Origin of the sequence: Empedobacter sp. 225-1, from assembly GCF_030328185.1 — a bacterium.
GTDB classification, from domain to species: domain Bacteria; phylum Bacteroidota; class Bacteroidia; order Flavobacteriales; family Weeksellaceae; genus Empedobacter; species Empedobacter stercoris.
Window position 1 is genome coordinate 1 of the sequence record NZ_JACALO010000025.1, and the last position, 13,362, is coordinate 13,362.

The following is a 13,362-nucleotide window of genomic DNA, read 5'->3' on the forward strand; positions in this document are numbered from 1 at the left end:
TGAGCCCGATACAATATCGAACTCATTTTTATAATTATTAATTTTTAATCTGTCCAAACTTTTGGGTGCAGTCTAATAGAAGTCCTTTTTTTTATATTGATTGGTAATTTTCTAAATATTGAACGATCTTTTCTGCTAATTGATTTTTATAAGTAGTGCTTTGTAATGTTTCGGCATCATGATTGCAAATCCAAAAAATCATTTTCAGTTCTCGTCAAAATTACCTTGATATTTTTTTCTCTTGCTAATTTTTGAATTTTTTGTGCCAATTCTAACGAATATTCGCTTTCGGTGATAACGCTATTTTTTGATCCAATATCATGTCCTCCATGACCAGCATCAATTACAAAAGTTTTAGAATTTTGTGCAAATAAAGCTGAAGTTGTGATCAAACCTGCAATCGCAAAAAAATGGATTTTCTTTTTCATCGAATAGTGTTTTAAATTATTTTGAAGATAATCAATTATTTATGAAACAAAAATCTAATTGGATATATCATCTTTTTTAAGATATTAATTCTTCAATGCTTCAAAAATTTTATCTGCGATTTTTGGATAATTTTCTTCGTTTGTCAATAGTTTTCGATCTTCAATGTTTGTCAAATATCCAATTTCGATCATCACAATAGGAACTTGAGAATCACGTAGTATTTTTGCATTAGACTCTACAATTCCAAGATTTTCGAAACCTAAACTGCTGATGTTATTTCCTATTTTTTCGCCAAGTATTTTAGATTCTTCGAAAGTAGGATTCAATGGAGAAAGATGAATTTCAGTTCCTTTTTTCGAATCTTTTACATTATAATTTGCGTGAAGATACAAAACTAAATCTGGTTTGATTTCGTTAATTAATTTCGCTCGATTGGTATTGATAATTTGTTCGTCACCTTTGCGTAGCAAAACAAACTCAATATTTTCGAAAGGATTTTTTTCTTGTATTACCGTTGCAATTTTTAAGGCAATATCTTTTTCTTGAAATTCTTCTCGTTTTACGCCTGTGTCAGTCCCACCGTGACCTGCATCTAATAGAATAATACGTTTTGGTGAAGTAATTTTATTGTCAACAAAATTTGTTTGCGCAAAAAGACCTGTTGTTATAAATAAACAAATGATCTGAATTATTTTTTTCATGGTTGTTAAGATTATTTTGATCAACTTTTAGCAAGAATTGTGCATATTTTTCTAAAAACATAGTTAAAAAAACATTTTTTAAAATAATCCACGCGCTTTAATTTCTAAGTATTTATTGATAAGGTTAATAGATAATTCTTTTGGTTCGCAATAAATGGTTAAAATTCCGAATTGATGCAGACGGTTGATGATTAATTCTTTGTCGTAATTAAATTTTTCTGCAATCGTTTGATCATAAATATCTGTTGTTGTTTTCGCTTTTTGATGATTTAATTTCTTTAATTCCGAATTTTTGAACATAATCAAAACGACTACATGCGATTTTTTAATCAATTTCAAATAAGGTAATTGACGTTCTAAAGCGTCAATTGTTTCAAAATTGGTGTAAATAAATAGGAGTGAACGTTGCGTTAACTTTCGTTTAATGTAAGCATACAATTGTCCAAAATCACTTTCCAAAAAATCGGTTTGTACATTGTATAATTTTTCCAAAATCAATTGCATTTGATGATTTTTTCGATCTGCAACGACATGATCTTGAATTTTTTTGTTGAAAGTAATTAACCCAGCTTTTTCATTTTTTTGGAGTGAAATATTTGCGATGACTAAACTCGAATTGATCGAATAATCTACTAATTTTAAACCATCAAAAGGCATCCGCATCGTTCTTCCCAAATCAATTAACGAATAAACAGGTTGCGATTTTTCTTCTTGAAATTGGTTGACCATTAACCGATTTGCTTTCGCAGTAGCTTTCCAATTAATCAATCTGTATTCGTCACCAGTTGTATAATTTTTGATGTTTTCGAATTCTGTATTGGTTCCAATTTTTCGAATTTTTTTCATTCCAAATTGATTCTGAACTTGAGCAGTTGAATACAACTGAAATTGTTTGAATTGTAGATAGGAAGGATAACAAGCGATCGCTATTGGTTCGTTAACTTTTATCTTTTTCTCAATGAAACCAAAAATAGAAATAAAGACATTTGTACTTCCAAATTTATACGAACCTCTTTCTGTTGGACGAATTTTGAAATCAAATTTGGTGTTCTGACTACTTTTAAATCGTTTTTTCAATTCGAATTCTCTCAATTGCAACTGAAGTGGAAATTCTTCTATAATTCTCACATTTAACGAAAATTGATAATTATTTGTAACTGAAAGTTCTAATTCATTTTCATCTCCATTTGAAAATCGTTCCGGATATTTTCGACTAATTTCTAATGAATTTTTAGGAAGAAAAACCAAAAAAATTTCAAGGATAACGCTCACTATAAATAAGAGTGTTACCATTTTTGCCACCAAGAAAATAGGAGATAAGAAAAAGGCAATCACATAACAAAATGCAACAAAAAATCCCGCATAAAAGAAGCGATTGGTAAGAAATAGGCTTTTGAAAAATTTCATTAACGAGGAATTTCTACACGATCAATAATTTGCTGAATGATATGTTCAGTTGTAAAACCTTCCATTTCTTTCTCAGGAACCATAACAACGCGATGCCCTAAAATTGTATGTGCAATTTGTTTGATATCTTCTGGAATTACAAAATCACGCCCATTAACTGCTGCATTTGATTTAGCAGCATCTAAAATGGCAATAGAAGCACGAGGCGAAGCGCCTATGTATAATGTTTGATCGATTCTGGTTTGATGAACAATCGTTGCAATGTAGGTAATCAATGCATGGTGTACAAAAACAGATTTTATTCGATCTTGAAAATCAATGATTTCATTGCCAGTAATTACTTTTTCAATTAACGATTCTTTGTCAATATTTTTGCGTTCTTGTTGTTCTTTTAATAATTCAATTTCACTTTCAAGTGAAGGATATTTAACATATATCTTGAACATAAAACGGTCCAATTGCGCTTCAGGTAATCGATAAGTTCCTTCTTGTTCGATGGGATTTTGTGTTGCAAAAACTAAAAAAGGTGCTTGTAACGGGTAAGTTATACCATCTACAGTGACTTGTCTTTCTGACATCGATTCGAATAAAGCGGCTTGCGTTTTTGCAGGAGAACGGTTGATTTCATCAATTAAGATAATATTCGAAAAAATAGGACCTTGTTTGAATTCAAATTCATTGATTTTTGAGTTAAGGATAGACGTTCCAATCACATCAGAAGGCATTAAATCTGGTGTAAACTGAATTCTACTAAAACCAGAATCGATGGTTTTTGCCAATAATTTTGCCATCATTGTTTTGGCTACTCCAGGTAAACCTTCTATCAATGAATGTCCGTTCGATAATAAAGCTAAAATCAATTGATCAATCACATCGTCTTGTCCAACGATTACTTTTTTCAATTCATTTTTTACAGCTTGCATTTTATGTTGTACATCGGAAAAATCAATTCTATTTTCGAATGGTTGATAAGTATTTTCGTAGTTCATTAGATATTTGCTTTTTGTTTATAGTTTTCGATGATTTGATACACAACTTTCAGGTCGTGTTCATTCGGTTGATTTTTCTGGGAAATATTTTTTAGAATTGTAAAATTTTCAAGGCATTCCTCTTGACTTAAATTTGCTTTTTGTGCGACAAGTTCGATGAATTGTTTGTTGGTAATATCATCTGTATCAATTAAAAATGTTTTTCTCAATTTATATAAAAAATAGTCAATTTTCTTTGAAATAATGTCTTTTACTTCACCATTTTCTTGGTACAAAGAAGAAATTGTTTTGGCAAATTCCACGGTATGGTTTTCTTCTTTTGTGTAGATTGGAATAATACGTTGTTCGCTTTTACTTCTAAAAATAAGGAAGAGAAAAAGTAAAATCAATAAAGTTGTCCAAGCTGCTTTTAATGCAGGTTCTGCCATAATAAATCGCATCATCGAAGAACTTCCTGCATAGGTTTTTGAGGTATTGTACCAAAAAATAGTTTTTCCATTTAAGGGTTCTAAAACCGATTTTGCATAAAAATAATTATCTTCATTCAGTAAATAATAATTCGAAAAGTAAAGAGGTTCAGCATGATATAAATAAAAACCTTTATAAGATTCAGGTTTTATTTTCAGGTAATTTGGATAAGTCTTATTTTCATACGTAATAGTTCCAATAACTTCAGAATCAGTTGTGATTTCACTAAAATAATGATGATCAACTTCTTTTTTCTTCTTTATTTTAAATGTTTTGTCCGTTTTAAGTTTAAAATCATTTTTAATGATTTGCGTTTTGTTGTATAGTAAATCTTCTTCGATAACAGTAGAATCCGCATATACAGTGTCAAAAACGATTGCATCATCCAAACCATTCGTGTCGTCTCCAAAATTATCGTAATAATCTGCGATGAATACAATACCACCATTTCTGGCAATATTACTTAATAGATTTTTTGCAACAGTATCGAAATAAACTTCTGAGCCGATGACAACAACCGCATAATCTTTTGCCTTTTTAGAATCGATTTTTAGTTCAGATAGCTTTTCTAAATCATGTACTTTTCCTTTTGATAAATTACCAATTTCTTTGTGCATCACATATAATCCGTAAGGATCTTTACTGTTTTGAACAAGATTTACTTTCCACGATTTAGGTAAATCGTAGCGAAGTTTTTGCATTGAAAAAGCAATAAATCCAATCAATAAAACAACGCCAAATAGAATGCTTAATTTTTTCTTCATGAGGCTAAATATTGATTAAATTGATTAAAAATTGATTTGAATTCAGTGTATTTATTCGCATCTAATTGAAATTCTCCGAACCAAACTTGATTAAAAATTTTTGTATTTTGACTGAATGTACGTTGAGCTTTTTCGTCTTTAATTTGATTGATAAATTGTTGATTGGTTTTTTTAGGATTCCATTCAATCCAACCTTTTTTATCTAAATTTTGTAAGTTTTGATAATGTAAATAACGAATTGCTAAAGCGTAATTTTCTTCATTTTCTGCTTTGTTGATTAACGAATCAAGGTTAACATTAACCAAATTCTCTTCTATAAGATCAAAATCAGATTCATCGTATAAATTTTTAGCATTTTTTTTCATGATTCCACCATTTTTGTAAACACGGAACGCTATGAAAATTAGGAATAAACCAATTGTGAAATAAAAAATTATTTCCCAAGGTAAGTAAGTTAGAAATTGTATGATTCTTTCGAATAATTTTGTAAAAAATCCAGGTTCAAATTCTTTTTCAGGTTTTGGAACATCATTATAATCAAAATCTTTTCCAGTATATTTTTCTTTAAATGCTTTAAATTCTGCAGTTTTTTCTTGTGCGAAAATGAAAAGTTGAACGAAAAATAGTGAAATTGTCAAAAATAATTTAAACTGTTTCATTCGATTCCAAAATTTGATTAAACAATTTCGTTTTTTGTCTATTTTTTTGAATAGGAAAAATGATGTAATACCACACAATTAGACATAAAGAAAGCAGGATAACAGCAAGGCTAATAAAAATATTAACATCGTATAAACGTGTGATAAATCCTTCGATAAAACCAGCAAGAATAAACATTGGAACTGTACTTAAAAGAATCATAACAGCTTCTTTTGCTTTGATAATCAGCGATTTTTTTCGGGATAACGTTTTAGGAAACATAAATCCATTTCCTAACATAAGTCCACATGCTCCGGCGATAATAATCACAGAAATTTCGATTGTTCCATGCATCCAAATTGCTGTCATCGCTTTACCAAGAACACCTTCTTTGAAAAACATATAATGAAAAGCGCCTAACATAATTCCGTTCGAAAAAAGAATATATCCTGAGCCAATACTGAAAAATAAACCTAAGGTAAAAGCTAAAAATGCAACACGAATATTGTTTATGGTAATTGCTAAAGAAGAACCCGTTTGGCTTCCCGATTTATAAATTGCTGCCGGATCACCTTTTTTGATGTTCATTAAGGTTTCGTCCACGTATTGATTTCCTAAAATTAAGCGTGTAAAATCGGGATCAAAATGTGAAGATAGAATTCCAATTAAAACTGCTAAAGCAAAGATCAGGAAAGAATATAACAACATTTTATGGTTTTTATACACCACATTTGGGACATCTTCTTTAAAAAATTGTACAAATTGATTGCTTGATGTTCGTTGATCTTTGTAAACTGATTGATGTGCAAACAAGGCTAACTCGTTCAAATAATCCTTCGTCTTACTTTTTGGATAATAAGTTTGAGCAAACGCCAAATCATTTGTAATTTCGATGTAATTTTTTGCTAAAACATCTGGATGAACTTCAATTTTATTTTTTAAATTATGTTCAATATCAGACCATTTAGCCTTATTTTTATCAATAAAATGCGCTTCTCTCATTGTAGAGTAGTTGTTAGTGAATCAAATATATGAATAAACTTTTAGTCAATACACCTCAAAACGTGCAAATCGCTTACAATATTGCACCTATCGGAAAACGATTGCTGGCGTATATTATCGATATGATTATTCGTATCATAATGGTGTATGCATTGGCTTATTTTTCTGATTTTATACCTAACAGAGATGAATGGTTTCTGATGGGGATTTATAGTGTGAATGGATTTATATTTTTGCTGTATCCATTGATTTTAGAGATTTTGATGAAAGGTCAAACGATTGGAAAATGGTTGATGAAAATTCGCGTGATTCGGATAGATGGAAACCGAGCGAATAATTTTGATTATTTTTTACGTTGGGTGATTGGTATAGTTGAGTTGTTTTTATTTGGTGGATTTATCGCATTAATTACGATGATTGTTAATAAAAAAGGTCAACGTTTAGGCGATATTGTGGCGAATACTTGTTTAATTGATTTGAACCCGAAATTAGATTTGTCTCAAACCATTTTTGCCGAAGTTTCAGAATCGTATAAGATTCGTTTTCCAGAGGTTTATCGTTTATCGGATCGTGATATTAATATTGTAAAAGAAAATTTTACATCTGCTTTGGAGAATAATAATTATGATATTCTACTAAAATTAACTCGAAAATTAGAGGAAATCATGGAAGTAAAAAGTGATGGTTTAGGAAATATTGATTTTATACAAGTTGTGATTCAAGATCATTATCATTACCACAAAGACAAGTAAACAGTATCTTTGCATAAAATTTAGAAGAAATGAATTGTCCTTGTTGTTCAGGAAAAGAATATAAAAAATGTTGCGAACCGTTTCATTTAAACAATGAAGTTCCAAAAACGCCAGAGGAATTGATGCGTTCTCGTTATTCAGCTTTTTCAAAAGTTATGCCTAAATATTTGGTTGATACGACGCACGAATCTACCCGAAAAAATAATGATTTTAGTGATATCGAAGATTGGGCAAAATCAAATAAATGGTTGAAGTTAGAAATTGTTTTTGCAAATGCCGATAAAGTTCGTTTTAGAGCTTATTATCAAGATAAACAAGGGGAAATCTATGAGCATGACGAGCTTTCTACATTTGTGCAAGAAAATGGCAAATGGTTTTATGTAGATGGAGAGTTTTATTAAATAATAAAGCCTCTGATAAAGAGGCTTTAAGTTATAGTGTTGAGTTGTTATAACGTGTTAAAATATCCAATAAATCAATATCATCCATGCGTTGATTTTCAATTTCCTTTAATAATTCAGGATGGTCTGCAATCGCTTTATTAAGTTGGTTTTTACGATGATTAAACATGCCCAAAGGAAAAACTTCATTTTTTTCATTAACTAAATAATCGTGGTAGCTTATCGAGCCATCCATCGGATGTTGAGAAATTCTTTGATACCATTTTATTTTTCCATCATAAACTAAAACTTTCAATTGATTTCCATCGTTTACATAAGTCACTTTACGATCATATAAGTTAGTGAAAGATAAAGATTTGATATCTTTTGCTTTAATTTTTGCTGTTTTCTTCTTGTTGTCATCAACTAAGATGGATTTTTTATAAAAACTGGCATCGTTAATAAGTTTTTTATTAAATAGATTGACAATTACCATCATTTTTGATTGGATTGTATCATTATTCATCTTCACTAATTCTACATCTACATACCTTTTTTGAGCGTAAGTAAAGCTTGAAATAATCAAGAATAATACAGCAAATAGTTTTTGTTTATTCATATTTTGAAAAGTGTTTATTTTTCTATTTCATTCAATGTTTCCATTTTTTTTGTAGCCAAGAAGCCTTTAATATCTTCAAAATGTTCTTTGACGCGTTTATTTCCAAATTCGAACACTTTTTCTGCTAAACCATCTAAGAAATCACGATCGTGAGAAACTAAAATTACGGTTCCTTCAAACTCTCTCAACGCATCTTTGATGATATCTTTTGTTTTCATGTCCAAGTGATTTGTTGGCTCATCTAAAATTAACACATTATAAGGTTCTAATAATAATTTTACCATCGCCAAACGTGTTTTTTCTCCACCTGACAAAACTTTTACTTTTTTATCGATATCATCGCCTTTGAACATAAATGCACCCAAAATACTTTTGATTTGTGTTCTGATATCACCTTCGGCAATACGATCAACAGTTTCGAAAATAGTCAAATCTTCGTCCAATAATGCAGCTTGGTTTTGAGCAAAATATCCAATTTGAGCATTGTGACCAATTTCTAATTTTCCATTATAATCAATCTCGCCCATAATTGCTTTAATCATTGTCGATTTTCCTTCTCCATTCTTTCCAACCAAAGCAACTTTTTGACCACGTTCAATCACCATATTCGCATCATTAAAGACAATATGATCACCGTAGGATTTGTCTAAATTTTCGACAATAACAGGATATTGACCAGAACGTGCAGCTGGTGGGAATTTCAATTTAAGAGCAGAAGTATCCAATTCATCGATCTCAATTATATCTAATTTTTCTAACATACGAACACGCGATTGCACTTGTTCTGTTTTAGAAAATGTGCCACGAAAGCGCTCGATAAATGCTTTATTTTCAGCAATAAATTTTTGTTGTTCATCATACGCTTTTTGCTGATGAATTCTACGATCTTGACGCAGAACCAAATAGTCGGTGTATTTTGCTTTATAATCATAGATGCGGCCCATCGTTACTTCAATTGTTCGATTGGTAATATTGTCAACAAATGCGCGGTCATGCGAAATAACCATGACAGCTTTGGCTTGATTTTTTAAGAAATCCTCTAACCATTGAATCGATTCGATATCCAAGTGGTTTGTTGGCTCATCCAATAAAATTAAATCTGGTTTGCGTAAAAGAATTTTAGCCAATTCAATTCGCATACGCCATCCTCCAGAAAACTCGGAAGTTGATCGATCGAGGTCTTCTTGCGAAAATCCCATTCCTTTCAAAACTTTTTCTACTTCGGCTTCGTAATTTACTTCTTCTATCGAATAAAATTTTTCGCTTACTTCTGTCATACGCTCGATTAATTTCATGTACGCATCACTTTCGTAATCAGTTCTTACAGTTAATTGCTCATTGATTTCATCAATTTCATTTTTCATCGAAAGATATTCAGCAAACGCTTTTGACGTTTCTTCGCGAACTGTACAATTGTCTTCAGTAAGCAAATGTTGAGGTAAATAAGCGATGATTGCATCTTTTGGCGCTGATATATTCCCTAAAGAAGGCTTGTTGAGACCTGCAACAATTTTTAGTAAAGTAGATTTACCTGCTCCGTTTTTGCCCATCAAGGCAATTTTGTCATTTTCATTTATCACAAAACTAACTCCACTAAATAACGTTGTAGAACCGAATTGAACGGCAATATCATTAACTGTAATCATATTTTTATCGAATAATTGCGGCAAAGATAATTGAATTATTTTGTAGATTTATTTAATTTTAATAAACACGACATTGAAATATTTATACCTTATTTTCTTCTTTTTATTATTCTTTAATTGTAAAAATAAAGCACAAATAGAAACTTTAGAAACTTCAACATTTAGAAAGAAAAACGATTCTCTTGACTATTTTACAAGAAGATATATTGATGATTCAACTTACTTGGAAAATGGTTTCACTAAAAATCATCTTTTAAAAACTATTGACACGCTTCGTTTATTAGGTAAAAATAAAGAAATAGGAAGTTTAATTGGATGGAGTTCAGATTTACATCATGTAAATGATAAATTAGAAACTGTTGCTATGTCTCAAAATATTAGAATTAATGGAAAAATATATAAAAATCAATATAAAGTTTTTAAACAATCAGAAAACTTAAAAAAAGGAGTTATAAATAATGATTTCAGTTTTTATTATAAACACACGAAAGATTCTATCATTGTAAATATTCCGAAATATATGTTATCAAGCTTTGAAAAATTAGAAACCTACGTTTGCATACTTTGTTCTGATAAATTAGTTAATGACTTTTCAAATAAAGAAATCATAAAAATTTATGATACAGTATTTATAGACAAAAAAGTAAACTCTAGTTCAACAAGTAAATATTTATTCTTTGATCCTAAAAATATTAAACAAAATCAAAATTGTTATTTTCAAGTCTTACAGAAACAAAAAAAAGATAATACAATCATAGAAACTACAATGTATTTTAAAAAATAAAACAAATTAAGAATAATCAAGAAGCTAAATTTTTAGAAATATTGAAACAAAATAATATTCGATTTAATTCAAAAAAAATCATTGAATAAAAAAATCCGAGAAAGTGAAATTTCTCGGATTTATATTTAATTTGAAAATCGAAATTAGTTTTTGATTAATTTCTTTGTTACTGTTCCGTTAGTTGTTTCAAATTTTAAGATGTAAACACCTTTTGGTAAATTTTCGGTAGAAATACTTCCTTTTTGACCGTCAAATTTCACTGTTTTAGTTGAAACGACTTTTCCTGTCATATCAACAATATCAACTTTGATATCATTTTTGATAGATTTATCTGTAATATAAACGATATCTTTAGCAGGGTTAGGATACATTTGGAATGTAGATTCTTTGATATCAGACGTAGATAATTTACATTCTAATACATCTGCAGGAGGCATATCAAAAGCTTCTGTACCATCAATTCTACTATTTGCACTTCCTTGTTTTGCGCTGTAACCTAAACCACGATTAGCGAATGCTTCCCAAATATCACACTTGTTAGCACCTTCAAATAATTGCTCATCTGCTTTTAAGATTGCATCGCGACCATCAACAAAACCTGGAGCACAAGGTTGTAGTTTTAGTCCTGTCATTACTAACTGTATAGTCATGTTGTTACCTGCTTTTCCGTTATACATATCTGGAGAGAAGCCATATTTGTTTACCATTTTCCAGTTTAAATCCCAAAGCATAGATGCCCAAACATAACCTGTATTATGAGGAGAGTCGCCATTTCCAAAGCTTTTTAATAAACCGTATCTGGCAGGATTAACAGTTTTGTCAGTAGAATAGACTGTAGGACGAATACCAGCGCCTTCTGGAGATTGATTTGTAGCAAAAGTACCAATACCTCTTTTGGTTGTACTTGTATCTGTTGGTAATTGCGTAATCATCAATCCAAAGAAATCAGACCAACCTTCTCCCATTTGTTCAAGGTTACTTAAACAGTTCGCATTTGTAATAGGACCTGTTAATCGATTAGAAATTCCATGTCCATATTCGTGAGCGATAATACCGTTGTCTAAACTTCCGTCAATATAAGAATCTTCACCTTTTACAAGCGAAGCATTCACAACCGTTTTATTTTCTAATTCTTTTATAATAGCGTCACCGTCTGCTTTGCTAATAGAAATTGCAGGAATTGTAATTGTGGTATCACTACCTGACATATTAATCATTCCAGCGACATTATTTACAATAATAGCTCCTTTTGCTCCTGCGTTTTGTGCGGTTTTTACTTTTGATTCAAAAGAACAATCTCCACGATAGATGACAGCAATTTTATCATTTACTTCTGCTGTGTTAGTAATTGTTCCACATCCATCGTATGGAGTTCTAGTGGTTTCACTTTTTAAAAGTAAAGTTAAGTCTTTTGTTAAAGCTGTAGAAGTCAAAGCTCCTCCCCAAGTAGGGATAGTTGCTTGATATCCACCTGCAATATTTTCGGGTGAATTGATAATAAGTGGTACTGGTGTTTTTTTCCATAGATACATCGCCATTCTTGGAGATCTACCATCTGGCGGAGTAGCAAATGTAGCGTTGTTAATAGCTCCTATTGACAAACCTGTTTGTGCCAATGCAACAACATCATCATTTGCTGTACCACCTTTGTCAAAGTTTTCTTTTTGAAAGTTTCCGTTAGCTTCTGTGAATCCATAGTTGTAGAAAATATCATGCATCATATTGTTCATATAGAACAAGTTTGTAGTTGCAGCTTCCCAATTTGTGTAAGGATGTTCAGTTAAATCCATTGGAAAATCGAAATTCAAATTATTTCCACCGTCAGCATAATCGGTATCTTTTAATGTGATTGTGTTGTATGCAGAATTATAAGTTTGATATCCAATAGAATTATGATCTCTTACAGCTCGCACGTTATTACCTTCTGTTCTTGTTTTTATTGTTGAATCTGCTGTATTGTGCCAACCGTTAGGAGAAGCTACAGCGTTAAAAACAGAGGAATTGGCAAAAGATCTTCCTCCACGATTAGGAGCTTCTAAAGGTAATTGGTAAACATTGTATTGAGGAGCAGCTGCATTATTAACGTCACTATATAACCAATCCCAATCTGCTTTATTGAATGTTGCTAAATTCTCATTATGAAAAGATCCATGGTCAAATCCACAACTTAATGTGTTGTTATGTTTTTCGATAATTTCGCCATTCATTGCATTGATGACAACATGAATGATATCGTTTTGGTTTTCTTTTACTAATTGATAACTAAATGTATAGCTTAAGATTGCTTGATTATCTTCATTAATGTAATAAACAAGTTCAGCAGACTCTTCATTAGAGAAATAAATTCCTTCTTGAGTTGAGTTGGTATTAGATAAAATTTTTAAACCTTCAAATTGTGCGGCTTTGTTCAAAGCATCGTCCATACTAAGAGCAGGAGAAATGTTGGCATTATTTAAAGAAATATTAAAATTCTCTGATGAAGTTTTAGAGATGACTTGGTTTTCCTTAATAATATAAGTTGAGTAACTGTTATAAATCGGAATACCTTGATAAGTTCTTTGCGTGTAAACTCGTTGTGTGGCGTTGTCATTAATTGTTTGAGCAAATTTGTACTCAACATTACCAGCTATTGCCTTCGTTTCGTAATTATCTACAATTTGCTCTGCCGTTTGGGCGTGCGCAGCCATAGATAAAACAAACGCTGAAAATAGCAGCGTTAAATTTTTCTTCATTTCAATATTGTGTTAATTCGAAAACTAAATTAATGATTAGATTTTGAAGA

Annotated in this window: 13 protein-coding genes; 3 read left to right on the forward strand and 10 right to left on the reverse strand. The window is 30.7% G+C overall.

Annotated features, from left to right (window positions below; all coding sequences use genetic code 11):
• Positions 1-176: 176 nt before the first annotated feature.
• From HX088_RS08565 to HX088_RS08595, 7 genes are all read right to left on the reverse strand, one after another.
• Positions 177-428, reverse strand: coding sequence for an N-acetylmuramoyl-L-alanine amidase (locus tag HX088_RS08565; RefSeq protein WP_260543619.1), 252 nt, complete (start codon positions 426-428; stop codon positions 177-179).
• A gap of 84 nt (positions 429-512) precedes the next feature.
• Positions 513-1,130, reverse strand: coding sequence for an N-acetylmuramoyl-L-alanine amidase (locus tag HX088_RS08570; protein WP_286483932.1), 618 nt, complete (start codon positions 1,128-1,130; stop codon positions 513-515).
• Positions 1,131-1,208: 78 nt separating this feature from the next.
• Positions 1,209-2,537 carry a DUF58 domain-containing protein gene (locus HX088_RS08575; protein ID WP_286483933.1) on the reverse strand — a complete coding sequence of 443 codons (1,329 nt, stop codon included), beginning with the start codon at positions 2,535-2,537 and terminating at the stop codon, positions 1,209-1,211.
• Positions 2,537-3,526 (reverse strand): AAA family ATPase, encoded by a 990-nt coding sequence (locus HX088_RS08580; RefSeq protein ID WP_286483934.1) that lies wholly within the window; start codon positions 3,524-3,526, stop codon positions 2,537-2,539. The genes HX088_RS08575 and HX088_RS08580 overlap by 1 nt, the downstream gene beginning before the upstream one ends.
• The gene (locus HX088_RS08585) at positions 3,526-4,758 is read right to left on the reverse strand and encodes a DUF4350 family protein (protein ID WP_286483935.1); all 1,233 of its coding nucleotides are present in this window, start codon (positions 4,756-4,758) and stop codon (positions 3,526-3,528) included. Before HX088_RS08585 ends, HX088_RS08580 begins: the two co-directional genes overlap by 1 nt.
• On the reverse strand, positions 4,755-5,417 hold the full coding sequence (locus HX088_RS08590; RefSeq protein ID WP_260543604.1) for a hypothetical protein: 663 nt from the start codon (positions 5,415-5,417) through the stop codon (positions 4,755-4,757). The genes HX088_RS08585 and HX088_RS08590 overlap by 4 nt, the downstream gene beginning before the upstream one ends.
• Positions 5,404-6,399 carry a stage II sporulation protein M gene (locus tag HX088_RS08595; RefSeq protein WP_225542557.1) on the reverse strand — a complete coding sequence of 332 codons (996 nt, stop codon included), beginning with the start codon at positions 6,397-6,399 and terminating at the stop codon, positions 5,404-5,406. The genes HX088_RS08590 and HX088_RS08595 overlap by 14 nt, the downstream gene beginning before the upstream one ends.
• A gap of 29 nt (positions 6,400-6,428) precedes the next feature.
• On the opposite strand from HX088_RS08595, the gene HX088_RS08600 reads away from it, so the two are divergent.
• The gene (locus HX088_RS08600) at positions 6,429-7,151 is read left to right on the forward strand and encodes an RDD family protein (protein WP_284583890.1); all 723 of its coding nucleotides are present in this window, start codon (positions 6,429-6,431) and stop codon (positions 7,149-7,151) included.
• 29 nt (positions 7,152-7,180) lie between these two features.
• Positions 7,181-7,552, forward strand: coding sequence for a YchJ family protein (locus HX088_RS08605; RefSeq protein ID WP_284583889.1), 372 nt, complete (start codon positions 7,181-7,183; stop codon positions 7,550-7,552).
• Between the two features lie 31 nt (positions 7,553-7,583).
• Here HX088_RS08605 and HX088_RS08610 read toward each other — a convergent pair whose 3' ends face one another.
• Complete coding sequence (locus tag HX088_RS08610) at positions 7,584-8,150, reverse strand: hypothetical protein (RefSeq protein WP_171621620.1); 567 nt, start codon at positions 8,148-8,150, stop codon at positions 7,584-7,586.
• A 14-nt stretch (positions 8,151-8,164) separates the two neighbouring features.
• Positions 8,165-9,796 carry an ABC-F family ATP-binding cassette domain-containing protein gene (locus tag HX088_RS08615; RefSeq protein ID WP_260543594.1) on the reverse strand — a complete coding sequence of 544 codons (1,632 nt, stop codon included), beginning with the start codon at positions 9,794-9,796 and terminating at the stop codon, positions 8,165-8,167.
• A gap of 73 nt (positions 9,797-9,869) precedes the next feature.
• Between HX088_RS08615 and HX088_RS08620 the strand changes: the two genes are divergently transcribed.
• The gene (locus tag HX088_RS08620; RefSeq protein ID WP_286483937.1) at positions 9,870-10,580 is read left to right on the forward strand and encodes a hypothetical protein; all 711 of its coding nucleotides are present in this window, start codon (positions 9,870-9,872) and stop codon (positions 10,578-10,580) included.
• Positions 10,581-10,723: 143 nt separating this feature from the next.
• On the opposite strand, the gene HX088_RS08625 is transcribed toward HX088_RS08620, so the two are convergent.
• The gene (locus HX088_RS08625) at positions 10,724-13,312 is read right to left on the reverse strand and encodes a T9SS-dependent M36 family metallopeptidase (protein ID WP_286483938.1); all 2,589 of its coding nucleotides are present in this window, start codon (positions 13,310-13,312) and stop codon (positions 10,724-10,726) included.
• Positions 13,313-13,362: the final 50 nt, after the last annotated feature.